Source organism: Virgibacillus ihumii (assembly GCF_902726655.1).
GTDB lineage: Bacteria > Bacillota > Bacilli > Bacillales > Amphibacillaceae > Lentibacillus > Lentibacillus ihumii.
Genome location: NZ_CACVAN010000001.1, coordinates 1,374,849 through 1,390,346, shown reverse-complemented (window position 1 = coordinate 1,390,346; position 15,498 = coordinate 1,374,849). Strand labels below are relative to the sequence as shown.

Below are 15,498 nucleotides of genomic sequence, written 5' to 3'. Positions count from 1 at the left end.
TTAATGAAGCGTATCAGTATATTGTTTACAATCATCTTTCTTTTGGTCACACTTTTGTTAACAGGATGCTCTACCAATGAACAGGCTGCTACTAAGGAGAAAGATAAACAGTCCGATCAGGCAGAAGAAGAAAAGGAAGAGCCCAAAGCTCCAAAAGCAGCGAGCGAACCGGAAGCAATGGTAAACGAAGGTCCCGGGAAATTTTATTCAGCCGATGAAGAGAACATGGAGAAATGGTCTAGTGCGCTGAAAAGGTTACCAAAAGACCTGACCGCCGATGAAGCCTATAATCACTTAATTCATTATCTGTCAGCAGATTATGGCCCGGCTTTGAAGAAATACAAAAATTTTAATCCATCATTTCTGGTCGATGGAGCACCGGAAGGCAGTAGTGATTCTAAAAAGCAGGAGGAATACAAGAAACTTCATGTTGCCTTATTAATGGATGCAAGTGGCAGTATGGGAGCTTATGTGAGTGGCGAGATGAAAATGAAAGCAGCCAAGAAATCACTGAAAAAATTTGTTTCTCAGCTTCCAAAAGATGCAAAAGTAATGCTCCGTGTTTATGGGCATAAGGGTACCGGGAGTCAGGAAGATAAGAAAATGTCCTGCAGCAGTACGGAAGTCGTTTATCCTTTAAGTACATATGATAAGAAAAAATTCAGTGAATCGCTATCGATATTTAAACCTGCTGGATGGACACCATTGGCAGCATCTATTAAAGCAGCTAAGAAAGATTTGCAAGGAAACTCAGGAGATAATGTGAAGAACGTAGTATATATTATCAGTGATGGAGAAGAAACGTGCGGCGGTAATCCGGTACAAGCGGCAAAACAGCTGCATGATTCAGGTATCGCGACTGCCGTTAATATTATCGGTTTTGATGTTGGGAACAAAGCACAGGCTCAACTAAAAAAAGTAGCGGAAGCTGGCGGTGGATCTTTCACGAATGTTGATTCTGGTACAGATATTTTTGAGGTTGCCCAGAACAATATCCAGGAAGCGGTGGAAACTGCTGAACTAAACATGTGGAGTGCTATGGAAGGTGTTGACTTGACATGGGATGCCATTCACATGAATGATGATCTGGACGCAATTGCAGCTGACTTTCGCGATATTATCCAGAACGAAAATGCTCTGTTGCTGGATGGTATGGAGAAACTGGTCTCTTTGAAAAAGATATCTGAAGAGGAAGAAGATAAAGTGAGGGAAATGATTGAAGCAAGAGAAGAAAAAATCGATAAATTCAACGAGAAGAAAGAAGATAAGCTGGAAAAACGTATTGAAGAAGAGAAGCAGAAGGCCAGTGATATAATTGATAAGATGAGGGAAAAGAAAGCGAAGGATTAGACGTTGATTGATGTAGAATTATTGGGACGGTTCTTGCGCTACTTAGCATGGATACAATTTGCATAATCCATAGCCATTAAAAGTAACTGAGTTCATAAGGAACAAAAGAACCGATCCCATGTATACACGGTGTTGAATTTAATATTTTATCTGATCAGATTGAAAAGAAGGTGGAAAACTTGTTTTATATGGGAATTGTGATTGTTGCTTATTTACTACCGTTTATATGGATTTTATGGTCCTTTATTGACGTCAAAAAAGGTGACAAGGAAAAGTTTAATAGGAAGGGTCCGTTGATACTGTTTGTTGTGATTTTAATACTTAGCGTTGTGGTTAATTTCTATCTTTCTTTTGCTTATAACCTTTCATTCTTCCAAAATGGTTTTACAAGTATGATAGGATTGATAGTAATTGGTTCACTTTGGGTTATCATTGCGATTATCAACATTATAACGACAGTAATAGCACGCCAAAAAAATTTATCAAAAACATTACATAATCCTAAAGTAGTATGGATTTTCTCCGGGGTGTTTGCTGGAACGTTATTAATCTTCTTTCTGTGGTTTATGCCATTGGGCAACAAAATTTCCTATGCTGTTACATTAAATAATGCAATTAGTGCAATGGAGAATTCCTCGGAAAATAAGGAAATATCATTAGTTCAAGTTCTCTCAGAAAGTGATTGTTTCAGAAGAAGGAACTGTGATGAAGAATATAAAAATGTGTTTTATGTAAGGAATAATCTTGATAACACAAAAGAGGTACAGCTCCAGATCTACGCACTCGATGCAAATAAAGAAGAATTAAAGGTCATTGATTCCAACATAATGGAATTGGAACCAGGTGAAATCCAGATGGTTAAAACAGAGGAAACGAATGAAAAGAGGAATATTTGGAGCCAACCTACATTTAAGACTGAGAGACGTGTGGTTTATTACAAGTATAATTACCGATACCGAAATGCCGAATGATAGTTGTAGTTGTTGAAAACTTGTAGCCGTGGGTTGTGAATTACTGGGACGGTTCTTGTGCTTCTTATTCCGGTTTGCTTGGAAACAATCGATATGATGACTTGGTAAAAAATACAAGGAGAGATTTGGATGAAGAAGTTCTTATTTGTTGTGTTTCTGTTATCTATGTTAGTGGGGTTATCAGCATGTGGAGCGGATAACGAACAAGAAACGGATCAAAAGGAAAAAGAAACGACTGAGCAAGCTGATGATGAAAAGAAGAAGGCAGATGAAAAAAGTTCATATGATAAGTCAGATTTGAAGCATTTGCATTTTTCTAATGTTGAGGAAAGGATGCAGATAAGTTTAGAGGACGCCAAATATAGTGGAGATAATTATAATGAAGAAAAAGTGCTTCAAATCATGCAACAGCTTCCGAAAGATCTTGATGCTAAAGACTATTATTATAAGATTCTATCTTTGGTTGGGGAAGATTATCGTTCTTATTATGAATTTTTCAACAGTGTAGACACATCATTTAAAAATCCGAGTTCAAAACCCGGCGAAATGCAAAAACCGGGAAAGAAAAAACAGCCAAAGGTGAATGTTTCCATATTGTTTGATGCGAGCGGAAGTATGGGGGCAATGATTAATGGCAAAACAAAGATGGAATTGGCAAAGGAAGCAGTGAATACTTTCGCAAGTAACCTTCCTAAATCTGCAAATATTTCTTTAACAGTTTACGGCCACAAAGGTACTGGGTCTGATAGTGATAAAAAGCTTTCCTGTAATAGTATCGAGGAAATTTATTCTCTTGACTCTTATAAAAAGAAATCATTTAAAAAAGCATTAAACTCCTTTTCACCGGCTGGATGGACGCCATTAGCAGGTGTTATGGAGTTGGCAAAGAAGAACTTAAAGAACGAGAGAGGTAAAAATACAGAAAATATCATTTATGTGGTTAGTGATGGGGTGGAGACTTGTGGTGGAAATCCCGTAAAGGCTGCCAAGAGTTTAAATCAATCTGATATGCAGGCAATTGTCAATATCATTGGATTTGATGTGAACGATAAAGGACAGCAGCAATTAAAGCAGGTTGCAGAAGCGGGCGAGGGAAAATATTCCACAGTAAGAACTGAACAGGAACTAAATGAATTTTTTGAACAAGAAACTACAGAACTTATAAACGAGTGGTATAACTGGGAAACAGAAAATGTCAATAAATATTATGATACGGAAACCGATCGAGTGAATGAACTTTATGATATGGAAACCGAAATGGTAAATACGGCTTATGACGAAGAAACACGCATCAAAAATCTGACATATAAAATGGAAAGGGCTATGGATATAGAAGGATCAGAGATTAGAAGTATTGCATCGGATATTGCATATAAACTTAGAGAATACGCTAGAAACACAGCTTACAAGTATCGGGAAATAATTCGGGAAAAAGCATATAAGCATAGAGAAAACGTTCGGGATAAGGCTTATGACGAACGTGAAGATCTAAGAGATAACGATTAACTTCAGTAACAAGCAGACTTTTCATACAAAGGTAGGTAACAGGGAAGGTGCCAAATAGCATCTTCCCTGTCTTTTACAACACTCCCCTTAAAAACTCCCGAATCTCATCCGCTTCCATCTCCGTCTCATGAAAAAAGTGCTCGATTTCGCCCTCTTTATCGAGATCCTCCAGTCCCAAAAACGCAAAACGATTTTTCTGCAAATAGATAATAATATGCTTGGCTGGATCATCTTCGTGCTTTATGAGAACAAAGTCATAGCGTTGCAGATCACCCTTAAAGTTGATATAACGGACTTCTTTTGTATGTGTTTCATCTTTTAGTATATTGAATTTTTCATCCATATAACTCACTCCATGCAGTTTTGTTTTACTATAACATGTATTGGTTCTTATGATATAGTTAAATGAGCAAGATATGCGGAGGGTGAAAAATGTATTTTGTTGATCGTAAACAAATAGAAGAAACACTTGATTATATGAATGAACTGCTGGCAGAGGTAAAAAAGCATCAGTTCGGTTCATTTATGGAAAAATTATATTTGGAACGAACGGTACATATGGTGATCGAATCGATGCTTGATGTCGGGAACATGATGATTGACGGATTTATTATGCGTGATCCGGGCAGCTATGAGGATATTATTGATATTCTGGTTGATGAAAAAGTGGTGCCGAAGAGTCATGATGAAGGATTGAAGGTAGTTATTCAGCTGCGGAAACATCTTGTTAAAGAGTATTTGTCTGTTGATCACGAATTGCTGGAGAAAACTCTAAAGAACCATATGGAAAAGCTGTCAGAATTCAGTTCCTATGTAAGAAAATATTTGGACACAGAACTTGGAGTGGCGAATGCATTTATAAAGAATGATGATTAGAAAGAGGTACTGTATTTGAAGACATATAAAGCATACTTAATTGATTTGGACGGAACGATGTACAGAGGGAACGAACGGATTGAGGCGGCCGGAGAGTTTGTTGATAAGCTGGCCGCAAAAGGTATACCGTATTTATTTTTAACGAATAATTCCTCCAAAAAACCGGAGCAGATTTCGGATAAATTGGAACAGATGGATATCAGGTCGACGCCGGAACATGTTTTTACATCCAGTATGGCGACGGCGAAATATATTCGGAAGCAAAAAGAAGGTGCGCGGTGTTTTGTAATTGGCGAGGAAGGACTGCACAATGCAATTCAAGGAGAAGGTCTCAGCATAAGCGATAATAATTGTGATTTTGTGGTAGTCGGCATTGACCACAATATCAGTTATGAGAAGCTGTCAACAGCATGTATTGCAGTCCGGAATGGCGCATCGTTCATCTCGACCAACAGTGATGTGGCGATTCCGACCGAGCGTGGTTTGGAGCCGGGTAATGGTGCGTTGACTTCGGTGATTTCCGTGAGCACGGGCAGGGAGCCGACTTTTATCGGGAAACCGGAAGAGATTATCATGGAACAGGCTTTGGCTGTAATCGGTTCATCCAAAGCGGATACACTGATGATTGGTGATAATTATCATACCGATATCCGTGCCGGGATGGATGCCGGGCTGGATACGCTGATGGTTTTTACCGGTGTTACATCGTTCGCTGATTATTCTGGTTTGGCAAAAAAGCCGACGCACTATGTGAAAAATTTATATGAATGGATAGAAAGAATCTAAAAAGCTGCTCACATTAGAGCAGCTTTTTTAAATTTAGTCATCCAGTTGTTTTACATCAGCTGTACCATGTGCAAGTCTGCTTGATGCGGCAGCGGCAATGGCTCCAACGATGTCATCGAGAAATGTATGGCATTCTCCGGTTGATTTGTCGTTCAGCTTCTGCAGAATGCCTGGCTTTTGTTTGTCAATATAGCCATAGTTCGTGAAGCCGATTGATCCGTAGACATTTACAATGGCAAAGGCAACGATTTCGTCTATTCCATACAGGCTCTCATCCGTTTCAATTGTTTTTTGCAGTGGCTGATCGAGCAGTTTTTTCTCCGCAAGTACATCAAGCTGAATTCCCGTCAGGATGGCATTTTGCACTTCCCGTTTTTTTAATACTTGGTCGACGTTGTGCAGGCAGTCGTCCATGCTTAGATTTTCATGATATTTTGCCTGGAGATAATATACCAGTTCGGCAATGTCATCCAGTGTAACTCCTCGTTGTGTCATCCATTCTCTTGCTTTTAATTCCAATTCGCTTTGTTGTGTGTTTTTGTCCATTTTCATCACCTTTTCTTTCAATAAAAGTTAAAAAATTGCTGATACATACATAGATATAATATAGATATTATTCGAATGGAGTGGATATCCATGAGGGAATTGCTTGCCGATTACTATAATATACATGCACGTGAAAATATTATTGTGAACGGAAGGGAGGGTTTTAAGCAGGATAACTTTCTTTATTTTACCATTTCAGCTGATTTTAGGGAAATTATACATATGGAGCAAGCGGCTACGGCATATTTTTTAGTTGAAAATAATTATACACAAGTTGCGTATCCGATTCAAAATGTGAATGGGGATTGGTTCACACGTTACCAGGGCAACCATTATCTTGTTTTGAAAGCTGCGTTTGCTGCATCTGGTCAAAGAAAATCGGAGGGAAAGGCATTGGCAGACCTGCATCTCGCAGGTCTGGATTACCCGTATGAACCGAGGGAGATTTCCAGTTATGGTCAGTGGAAGCAATTGTGGATTGATAAGCTGACAGCATTTGAAAACAAAATTATGCTAGATGCGGAAGAGGCTTTCGATGAATGGAGTCTACTGCTTGCTGATACGCTGCCATATATTGTTGGTATCAGTGAAAATGCGATTCAATACATGCAGGAAAGTGAAGGTGAGAAACGGTTTGCGGAGGTGGATCAAGGGACCGTATGCTTAAGAAGGTACTCCGAAAAACTTGCGGATGGATTTGTGTGGACGAACGATCTTGTTTATGATCATCCGGCAAGGGATTTGGCTGAACATATCCGTCACAATCTCCTGCAGGTAAATGATCCGCTGAATAAAATCAGGGATTTTTTGAACGAATATCAGGAGAAGCGGCAGTTGTCCGTATTCAGTTGGCGATTGATCTATGCCCGGCTGATTTTTCCCATTCATTTATTTGATGCGATTGAACGTGGCTTTTCCAATTCGGAGGACACCCAGCGTGTGCGGGAAATGAGGGATCTGCTGGAACGTCAAGCGGATTATGAACGACGGTTGGGACAGTTCTTTGACGAAGCGGGTGTCGATTGTGAAAGGTTGGAGATCCCTGTGTTACACTGGTTATAAAGAATTCAAGCATAGAGGAGCGAATGATTTGTGAAACCAGTTATTTATGTAACACGGAAGATTCCAGAAAGTTTGCTGGAACCCTATCAGGATCAGTTTGCATTTCGGATGTGGGAAAAAGCGGATGAACCAGTGCCACGGGATGTGCTGTTGAAGGAAGTGAATGATGCGGAAGGGCTGCTTTGTTTGTTGACCGAGCAGATTGACCGTGAATTGCTGGATCATGCGGAAAAGTTGAAAATTGTTGCCAACATGGCGGTCGGTTTTGACAATGTGGATGTTGCTGCTGCAGAGGAGAAGGGTGTCACGGTAACGAATACACCTGACGTGCTGACGGCGACAACTGCTGATTTGACATTCGCACTCCTGATGGCGACTGCCCGTCGGATAGTGGAAGCAAGTGAATATATTAAAAAAGATGCCTGGGAAAATTGGTCACCATACTTGCTGGCTGGTGCTGATGTACATCAAAAAACGATCGGAATTGTCGGAATGGGCAGAATCGGGCAGGCGGTGGCAAGTCGTGCAAAAGGCTTTGATATGAATGTATTGTATCATGCACGGTCACGCAAGCCTGACGCTGAACAGGAATTAGGTGCGGTGTATAAAGAATTTGATGAACTGCTGGCGGAAGCTGATTTTGTAGTTTGTCTTGTCCCGTTAACGGATGAAACTGCGAATTTATTTGACCGGGAGGCTTTTGGGAAGATGAAGCGGTCAGCAGTTTTCGTGAATGTTTCGCGCGGTGGTACTGTTGATGAGAATGCCTTATACGATGCGTTGACAGACGGAACGATTCGTGCCGCTGGATTGGATGTTTTCAAAGGTGAACCAATCAGTGCTGATCACCAGCTTGTCAAGCTCGCTAATGTGGTTGCATTGCCGCACATAGGGTCGGCAAGTGAGGAAACCCGCTCCAAAATGCTCAAGCTGTGTCTTGATAATCTTGCAGCAGTGTTTAATGGGAAGGATCCATTAACTCCGGTTAATAATGGTTAATTGAGTATCAAAGTAGAGTAGGAGGAGGGCTTTCGCCCTCCGACCCCTCGTCAAACCGGACGTGCAGATTTCCCGCATCCGGCTTTCACTTCGTCAGTTCCCCATTTCCGGGAATGAGTTGTTACTTTATTTCACTCACGAATTAGGAACGTTTGGTGAATAAGCTGACCATTGAAACCAATCCCGCTTGTGCTAACACTTTATTGGGTATGCGCCAATTCGACTCCATGGAACGCTTTTTCCTCATATAAGCTCGCACCCTCATTCGAATCCATTCATTCAGACGTTCGAATTTCTTTTTGACATTTCCTATCCTGAAGTAATTGGCAAATCCCCGAATGACTTCATTCAGTTTGTGAATCACTTCTGCCAGACTCTTACCTTGTTGTCTTCTTGATAGATGCCTTATTTTATCTTTAACCTTTCGGGCTCTTTCATCTGGAAGGACTAGATAGTCTTTCCAGAAATGAAACCCCAGAAAACGAAATCCTTCATCAAAATGAACGACTTTCGTCTTTTCGGGATGCATCGTGAGCTTTAAATTGCCTTCCAATATCTCTTCAGCTGCTTTATACGCTCGATTAGCTTTTATCTTCGTTTTACAGAAAATAATCGCATCGTCCGCGAAACGTACAACTGGAAATCCTTGTTGGTTCATTTTCCAATCAAATTCATCCAAATAGACATTCGCCAATAACGGTGATATGACCCCTCCCTGAGGAGAGCCGGAAGTCGTGTCATAGAACCGATCGTCTTCCATGACACCTGCTTTTAACCACATTTCAATCAAATCAAGTACTCGCCCGTCGGCGATTTTTGTTTTGACTTTTTCCATCAATAAGTCATGCGGGATATTATCGAAATACGATTGGATATCCAAATCCACCACGTATTCATACCCATTCTTCTTCGCACGTCTTACGACGTCCACTGCCTGATGTTGGGAATGTCCCTTTCGAAACCCATAACTGTGTGGATAAAAGTCCCGGTCAAACAAGGGTTCCATCATTTGCCGTACGGCTTGTTGGATGATTCGGTCCCTTACAGTGGGGATGCCCAGCGGTCGTTTCTTTTTGCCGTCCCCTTTTGGGATATAGTGACGTAGTACCGGTTCCGGTCGATAACGCTGTTGCTTCAAAAGCCGTTGGACTTCTCTAAGATTTTGTTCCAACTGCGCCTCAAACCATAGGATGGTTTCACCATCTACCCCGGCGCTACCTTTATTGGTCTTAACGGCATTCCATGCATCGTACAGGTTACTCATGCGGTACACCTTATCAATGATGGAATAAAATTTGCGCTTTGGTCGCATATTCATCACCACCTTCGCGCTTACTCACCACATTGGTCTTATGGTCACTACAAGAGGCGATTCCTCGCTTGTTCCACCATGTTGGATTACGTGTTTAGGCAAAAGCCAATCGCTCCTATCCAATCATCATGTACTCAGGTCGCAAGTCCACCTGTATCCTTACATGGCTTTTCATGTTCGGCAGGACGTACCCCTTGGTGAACCTTTCCATTTAATGCGTTACGTCTCCCACTCACTTCCATTCACAATGTTGACGAAGCAGGTCCCTTCACCGCCATATCACAACTTTTGATCGTGACACAGGTTAGATGACATCATGCATCTACTCATCCGAGTTTTCCCCTCCAGACTGTCGCCAGCCTTCATCGGCTCGGACTTCATCGCTACTACGGAGCCATCCGCCACCTGCAGTACCCTCGGTTTGGCTTTCCCCATTTAGGGTTATACCTCCCCTACCTACCGGTGTTTACCGATAGGAGTCTACAGTGCTTCCCCCAGTAATCACACACTCTGTTCCATCCATCCTGACCCTAATCACGTCGATGTGCCCTGTAGGTCGTTTCCCTTTTCTAGTTTCCCTACAAGGTGCGCAACTGCACAGGTTTCCCCGTTTTTTGGGCGGGTCACCCAACATCGCCGCCACCTCTGGTTCACACAATGTTCCGGGCTGGACTTTGCCTGCAGACCTTTCGGATTCCCCTTCGCAGAGGACACCCTGTCAATCCTGCCTCATCAGCGAGGATTCTTCTTCGGCTACGATACTTGAAAGGATAAAGTTATCGAGTGGATTTGAACCACTTAGAGTGTGGAACAGTGAGGCACACTAAAAAAAGCAGACACGATGGGGTGTCTGCTTTCATGTATATATTTTTTTAAAATACCTGTTCGATTTCTGTTACACCGGGAACTTCAGCCATTAATGCACGCTCAATCCCAGCTTTCAAAGTAATCGTGGAACTTGGGCAGTTGCCACACGCACCCATGAGACGAAGAAGTACAATGCCATCATCATCAACATCAATTAACTCCACATCTCCACCGTCGCGCAGTAAAAATGGGCGTAATTTGCTTAACACTTCCTGTACTTGCTCTTGCATTATCCATCTTCTCCTTTCTGATTATCATTATAAACCGAATTGGCGAAAAAATCTATCCAGAATTTTATTTCACTGATTATAGCTTCTTTTATTTTATCTTTAAATCAATATTTTGTAAAATAAAAGTAACTATGAAGGTGAGGGGTCAATATGGGAAAAAATTTGCAGATTACCGTTTACGGGGCGGAACAGATTTGTGCGAGTTGTGTTGGTGCCCCTGGATCAAAGGATACGTATGAATGGTTGCAGGCAGCAATTGGCAGGAAGTATGTTGCCGATGATATTACGTATGAGTATATCGATATTGATAATCCGCCTGAAATTGAAAAACATCAGGATTTTGCAGAACGAATTTTTGAAGAGGATTTATTCTATCCGATTGTCTTTGTAAATGATGAATTGGTTGCTGAGGGTATTCCACGGCTTAAGCCCATTTATAAAGAGTTGGATAAGCATGGAATCGAATTGCAATCATAACGGAACGGGGTTTTAAAATGAAGATACCTTATACAAAAATGCATGGACTTGGCAATAATTATATTTATATTGATTTATTTCATTTTGATTTGGATGAGCGTTTTTTTCCTGAGGTGGCGCGCCGGGTATCGGATGTCAATACAGGTATCGGATCAGATGGCATGATTGTGATTCATCCAAGCGATGTTGCGGATGTTGGGATGCGGATTTTTAATAAAGATGGCTCTGAAGGTATGAACTGTGGAAACGGACTACGCTGCGTCGCAAAGTATGTTGTTGAAAAAGGGATTGTAGAAACAGAGGATTTTAAAATTCAAACGAAAGCCAATGTAGTCGAAGCGGTGGTCCCATCCGCGGATGGTATTGTTAATGACATAACAATTAACATGGGTGAACCGATTTTGCAGCGGTCCCTCATTCCAATGATGGGTACAGATGAGGATAAAGTTGTTGCTGAACCTTTTGTAACTGATGGTAAAGAATTGAAGGTTACCGCGGTTTCAATGGGAAATCCGCATGCGATTTTTTTTGTGGATCGTATTGAAGATGCTCCACTTCATGAATTGGGGCCGGTTATAACGGACGATTTGCGGTTTCCAGACCAGGTAAACGTTGAATTTGTTGAAGTGGTTTCATCCGATGAACTGAATTTCCGTGTCTGGGAGCGTGGTTCAGGAATTACCCAGGCATGTGGAACCGGAGCATGTGCGTCTGTTGTCGCTGCCGTTCTTAATGGAAAGTCCGAGCGAGGAAAAGAGGTCACCGTCCACTTGAGCGGTGGTGATTTGGTTGTTAATTGGGATTTAAATGGAGTGGTCTGGATGACCGGCGGGGCGGAAATCATTACGGAAGGCGTTTATTTTTTCCGGGATTGATTGCTTGAACGTTTCGTACATCGTTTGTATACTTATAGTAACGATTCGTATAAAACCGTCAAAATACAGAGGAGGGTAAAAATGGTTATTACCATTACGGATAAAGCAGCTGATCAGGTGAAAGAAATGATGCAAGGTGAAGAAGAAGGTGTTCGTCTGCGTTTCGGTATTAAAGGTGGTGGCTGCAGCGGGCTTTCGTACTCACTCGGATTTGAACACGACGTGAATGATGATTTGGATAATATGTATGATATCAACGGAATCCCGGTTGTAATTTTCAATCAGGATGAACCGATTATAGAAGGTACAACAATTGATTATAAACAAAACATGATGGGCGGCGGGTTTGCAATTGAGAATCCGAACGCAATTGTTTCTTGCGGCTGCGGCTCTTCGTTTAAAGCGAAGAATCGTGAGGGCACGCCGGAAAATTGCTAAATGATTTGTGGAAGTGGAGCGCTTTAGCGGCGCTCTTTTTGTGTGAAACGGGTCCTTGCTGTTGATTGTAAAGTCTTGAACATTAACTTTACGAGCGGAACATCAACCGTACGGAGGAAACATCAACCGTACGGAGGAAACATCAACCGTACGAGCGAAACATCAACCGTACGAGCGAAACATCAACCGTATGAGAAAAACATCGACCGTACGAGCGAAACATCAACCGTACGGGGAAAACATCAACCATACGAGCGAAACATCGACCGTACGGGGAAAACATCGACCATACGAGCGAAACATCAACTGTATGAGGAAAACATCAATCATACGATAGAAAAAACCCGAACACTGGAAATAGCGTTCGGGTTTTCTAATTAAAACATTGCAGTTGAATGCTTTGGCTGGATGCGGGCTTTCGGATCGATGTATTGTTTAGCATTATTAATAGCAGTTGGTCCTTCTCCGAATCCGGTGGCAATGAGTTTGACTTTGCCGGGATAGGTGGTAATATCGCCGGCTGCATAGATGCCCGGGATGTTTGTTTCCATGCGTGAGTTGACGACAATGCTGTTCTTTTCGATTTCCAGACCCCAGTCTTTAATAGGTCCCAGGGTGGACACAAATCCGTAGTTGCAGAGCACGGAATCAACATCTACCGAAATTTTTTTATCGCCCTTAACTTCCTCAAGTGTTACAGTTTCAATTTTATCTGTTCCGCTGATTTCTTTTGGAACGAATGGAGTTAAAATATCAACATTTGATGCCATAAGCTTTTCGACGCTGTGTTCGTGGGCTCTGAATTTATCACGACGATGGACAAGGTTGACCTTTTTCGCAATTGGTTCAAGCATCAACGCCCAATCCACTGCGGAGTCCCCTCCACCAAGCAGCATGACGTTCTGGTCTTTGTATTGATTCATATCCTTCACATGATAATGGAGATTAACACCTTCAAACTTGTCACATTCACCTACATTTAACCGACGTGGCTGGAATGCGCCATTTCCGGCGGTGATAATGATTGTTTTTGAATAATGAACCTCTTTATCTGAAATGAGCTTAAATGTGTCATCTTCCAACCGTTCAATTTTTTGAATGGATTGTTCAAGGACGATTGTCGGATCGAACAGACTTGCCTGTTCTTCCAGGTTGTCCACCAGCTCTTGTGCACCAACCTTTGGAAATCCTGCAATATCATATATATCTTTCTCTGGGTACAGGGCAGTCAGCTGCCCGCCAGTGTGCGGTAAACTTTCAATTATTTTAACGCTTGCCTGGCGCATTCCGCCATAGAAAGCTGTGAATAAGCCAGTGGGGCCGGCGCCAATAATTGTTACGTCATATATTTTATCTGACATGGAAATTCCCCCATTTATTGTTGTCGATTGAAACACCATTCCTATCGTATCACAAACAACTGGCATCTGTGTATTAATGAACACAGCATTATGTTTTACAAAAACATATACTGATTATTTGTCGCAAAATTGTTGAAAAGAGGGGTAGAAGCTGGACTTGTTGCCCGTGTTTTTTTCATATAAAATGGACTTTGTATGTAAGTGTGAAGGGAGACACAGCGTTGATTCAATTAGTTGTTTCGATATTATTGTTTTTTGTTATATTTTTTGGACTCGCATTTATTTTAAATATGCTGCTGCGGCGCACATGGCTGATGGCATTCATTTATCCGATAATTATTCTGATGATTGTGGATGACTTTTCAACGGTGGAATATTTTAAAAATCCCGGCAGTGCGTTTTCAGAAGCGTTTGCCCGGTTAATAAATATCACGGTTGTTGATATTACGATTCTTGGCGCCGGATTTATCGGTACCATTGTTTCCGGATTTGTTATAAGATTCCTTCGTAAGAGCGGCTATCAAATGTTTTAATCCGATTGCATGAATAAAAAGTTAATAGATTGGAAATGATGACATGCAGAGTGAGGTGTTATCATTGAAAAATCTAAAATTTATTCGAAATGCCGGGATTTTTCTGTTGTCTCTTGCGGTAATATGGACGGCAGGATCAGCCCTTTCAAATGGATTGTTTACCGATGCTTATGCCCGGATCGTGAACGATAATGTGGTGGCCGATAATCATTCAAAGGATCAAAGGCATACTGCGGTGAAAAAGAAAGAACTTAATGTTGTACAGCCGGATAAAAGGTATATCTCAAGCGAACGGGTTGAAGGTCCGCAAACTTTGGCTGACGCTGTGGATTATAAGCAATATCCAAGTAATACGGTGATTGCTACCGGTTACACGGCAGGTTATGAATCAACCGGAAAAACATCGGAGCATCCATTATATGGGATTACTTATTCCGGTATTAAGGTCAAAAGAGACTTGTACTCTACTATTGCAGCGGATCTGGATGTGTATCCGATTGGAACGGTTATGTTTATTCCGGGCTACGGTTATGGTGTAGTCGCCGATAAAGGCGGAGCGATTAATGGGAATGAAATTGATTTGTATTATGAAACGGTGGAAGATGTTTATTCGCAATGGGGCAAGAAAAAGGTTGAAGTATATATCATCGAACGTGGTGATGGTTCTTTAACGGCTGAAGAACTGAAAAAAATGAATGAAAACCATGCATTGCAGGTATTTCGCAACCAAATAAATAAGAGCTGATCAAAACAGGCGTTCCAGAATTTATGGGACGCCTGTTTTTAGTATAGCTGATAAAGCAAAAAGGCGATGGTGATTCCTGACAGACCCCCGAAAAACACTTCGATCGGCTGGTGGCCCAGCAGTTCCTTCAACTCTTTGCGTTTTTGATATTCCTCTTTTTGATTCCAGTCCTTGGCACCATCAACAAAGTATTGAAAATCGTTAACAAGCCTGTTCAGAACGACAGCCTGTTCACCAGCTTGCCTGCGGACACCGGATGCATCAAACATAATGATGATGCTGAAAACCGTTGCAACGGCAAAAATAGTTGATGCAACGCCTTCGATGATTCCAACTCCGGTTGTCAATGCAGCAACTGCCGCAGAATGACTGCTCGGCATACCACCAGTACTGAAGGCGAGACCCGGTTTGAATTCGCCTGTAACTGCAAGCCGTATTGGGATTTTAACAACCTGGGCAAAAATAATTGCTGATAATGCTGCCAATAATGGGAAATTTGCAATGAGCTCCATGAATCATGAACATCCTTTCTGTTGTTTTTCATGGATAAATTTAAAATACTTA

The 15,498-nt window shown here is 41.6% G+C and carries 19 protein-coding genes; 13 read left to right on the top strand and 6 right to left on the bottom strand.

Features of this window, described 5'->3' with window-relative positions; genetic code table 11:
- Nucleotides 1–3 precede the first annotated feature (3 nt).
- The 3 genes from HUX68_RS06950 (at nucleotide 4) to HUX68_RS06940 (ending at nucleotide 3,827) form a co-directional block, all read left to right on the top strand.
- Nucleotides 4–1,350 (top strand): vWA domain-containing protein, encoded by a 1,347-nt coding sequence (locus tag HUX68_RS06950; RefSeq protein ID WP_174614147.1) that lies wholly within the window; start codon nucleotides 4–6, stop codon nucleotides 1,348–1,350.
- Between the two features lie 179 nt (nucleotides 1,351–1,529).
- The gene (locus HUX68_RS06945; RefSeq protein ID WP_174614146.1) at nucleotides 1,530–2,321 is read left to right on the top strand and encodes a hypothetical protein; all 792 of its coding nucleotides are present in this window, start codon (nucleotides 1,530–1,532) and stop codon (nucleotides 2,319–2,321) included.
- Between the two features lie 129 nt (nucleotides 2,322–2,450).
- Complete coding sequence (locus HUX68_RS06940; protein ID WP_174614145.1) at nucleotides 2,451–3,827, top strand: VWA domain-containing protein; 1,377 nt, start codon at nucleotides 2,451–2,453, stop codon at nucleotides 3,825–3,827.
- A 73-nt stretch (nucleotides 3,828–3,900) separates the two neighbouring features.
- Here HUX68_RS06940 and HUX68_RS06935 read toward each other — a convergent pair whose 3' ends face one another.
- A complete protein-coding gene (locus HUX68_RS06935) occupies nucleotides 3,901–4,170 on the bottom strand; it encodes an SAV0927 family protein (RefSeq protein WP_174614144.1) in 270 nt (89 codons plus the stop codon).
- A gap of 89 nt (nucleotides 4,171–4,259) precedes the next feature.
- Between HUX68_RS06935 and HUX68_RS06930 the strand changes: the two genes are divergently transcribed.
- Both HUX68_RS06930 and HUX68_RS06925 read left to right on the top strand, forming a co-directional pair.
- Nucleotides 4,260–4,703 carry a DUF86 domain-containing protein gene (locus HUX68_RS06930; protein WP_174614143.1) on the top strand — a complete coding sequence of 148 codons (444 nt, stop codon included), beginning with the start codon at nucleotides 4,260–4,262 and terminating at the stop codon, nucleotides 4,701–4,703.
- A 15-nt stretch (nucleotides 4,704–4,718) separates the two neighbouring features.
- Nucleotides 4,719–5,489, top strand: coding sequence for a TIGR01457 family HAD-type hydrolase (locus HUX68_RS06925; RefSeq protein ID WP_174614142.1), 771 nt, complete (start codon nucleotides 4,719–4,721; stop codon nucleotides 5,487–5,489).
- 33 nt (nucleotides 5,490–5,522) lie between these two features.
- Here the strand turns inward: HUX68_RS06925 and HUX68_RS06920 are convergent, their stop codons facing one another.
- A complete protein-coding gene (locus tag HUX68_RS06920; protein ID WP_174614141.1) occupies nucleotides 5,523–6,035 on the bottom strand; it encodes a phosphatidylglycerophosphatase A family protein in 513 nt (170 codons plus the stop codon).
- A 90-nt stretch (nucleotides 6,036–6,125) separates the two neighbouring features.
- Between HUX68_RS06920 and HUX68_RS06915 the strand changes: the two genes are divergently transcribed.
- Nucleotides 6,126–7,097, top strand: coding sequence for a protein kinase family protein (locus tag HUX68_RS06915; protein WP_174614140.1), 972 nt, complete (start codon nucleotides 6,126–6,128; stop codon nucleotides 7,095–7,097).
- A gap of 30 nt (nucleotides 7,098–7,127) precedes the next feature.
- Nucleotides 7,128–8,096 (top strand): 2-hydroxyacid dehydrogenase, encoded by a 969-nt coding sequence (locus HUX68_RS06910; RefSeq protein ID WP_174614139.1) that lies wholly within the window; start codon nucleotides 7,128–7,130, stop codon nucleotides 8,094–8,096.
- A 142-nt stretch (nucleotides 8,097–8,238) separates the two neighbouring features.
- Here HUX68_RS06910 and ltrA read toward each other — a convergent pair whose 3' ends face one another.
- Together ltrA and HUX68_RS06900 are read right to left on the bottom strand one after the other, a co-directional pair.
- Nucleotides 8,239–9,408 (bottom strand): group II intron reverse transcriptase/maturase, encoded by a 1,170-nt coding sequence (gene ltrA, locus HUX68_RS06905; RefSeq protein WP_174614138.1) that lies wholly within the window; start codon nucleotides 9,406–9,408, stop codon nucleotides 8,239–8,241.
- An 872-nt stretch (nucleotides 9,409–10,280) separates the two neighbouring features.
- Complete coding sequence (locus HUX68_RS06900; RefSeq protein WP_174614137.1) at nucleotides 10,281–10,505, bottom strand: NifU family protein; 225 nt, start codon at nucleotides 10,503–10,505, stop codon at nucleotides 10,281–10,283.
- A 150-nt stretch (nucleotides 10,506–10,655) separates the two neighbouring features.
- Here HUX68_RS06900 and HUX68_RS06895 point away from each other — a divergent pair, with 150 nt between their 5' ends.
- The 4 genes from HUX68_RS06895 (at nucleotide 10,656) to HUX68_RS06880 (ending at nucleotide 12,676) form a co-directional block, all read left to right on the top strand.
- The gene (locus HUX68_RS06895; protein ID WP_174614136.1) at nucleotides 10,656–10,982 is read left to right on the top strand and encodes a YuzD family protein; all 327 of its coding nucleotides are present in this window, start codon (nucleotides 10,656–10,658) and stop codon (nucleotides 10,980–10,982) included.
- Between the two features lie 17 nt (nucleotides 10,983–10,999).
- Nucleotides 11,000–11,857, top strand: coding sequence for a diaminopimelate epimerase (gene dapF / locus HUX68_RS06890; protein WP_174614135.1), 858 nt, complete (start codon nucleotides 11,000–11,002; stop codon nucleotides 11,855–11,857).
- A gap of 81 nt (nucleotides 11,858–11,938) precedes the next feature.
- The gene (locus HUX68_RS06885; RefSeq protein ID WP_174614134.1) at nucleotides 11,939–12,295 is read left to right on the top strand and encodes a HesB/IscA family protein; all 357 of its coding nucleotides are present in this window, start codon (nucleotides 11,939–11,941) and stop codon (nucleotides 12,293–12,295) included.
- Between the two features lie 75 nt (nucleotides 12,296–12,370).
- On the top strand, nucleotides 12,371–12,676 hold the full coding sequence (locus HUX68_RS06880) for a hypothetical protein (protein WP_174614133.1): 306 nt from the start codon (nucleotides 12,371–12,373) through the stop codon (nucleotides 12,674–12,676).
- Here HUX68_RS06880 and HUX68_RS06875 read toward each other — a convergent pair.
- Complete coding sequence (locus tag HUX68_RS06875) at nucleotides 12,673–13,656, bottom strand: NAD(P)/FAD-dependent oxidoreductase (protein ID WP_174614132.1); 984 nt, start codon at nucleotides 13,654–13,656, stop codon at nucleotides 12,673–12,675. The genes HUX68_RS06880 and HUX68_RS06875 overlap by 4 nt on opposite strands.
- 221 nt (nucleotides 13,657–13,877) lie before the next feature.
- On the opposite strand from HUX68_RS06875, the gene HUX68_RS06870 reads away from it, so the two are divergent.
- A complete protein-coding gene (locus tag HUX68_RS06870; RefSeq protein WP_174614131.1) occupies nucleotides 13,878–14,189 on the top strand; it encodes a YuiB family protein in 312 nt (103 codons plus the stop codon).
- A gap of 55 nt (nucleotides 14,190–14,244) precedes the next feature.
- On the top strand, nucleotides 14,245–14,934 hold the full coding sequence (locus HUX68_RS06865) for a 3D domain-containing protein (RefSeq protein ID WP_425509536.1): 690 nt from the start codon (nucleotides 14,245–14,247) through the stop codon (nucleotides 14,932–14,934).
- A gap of 38 nt (nucleotides 14,935–14,972) precedes the next feature.
- Here the strand turns inward: HUX68_RS06865 and HUX68_RS06860 are convergent, their stop codons facing one another.
- Complete coding sequence (locus HUX68_RS06860) at nucleotides 14,973–15,446, bottom strand: divergent PAP2 family protein (protein ID WP_174614129.1); 474 nt, start codon at nucleotides 15,444–15,446, stop codon at nucleotides 14,973–14,975.
- Between the last annotated feature and the right edge of the window lie 52 nt (nucleotides 15,447–15,498).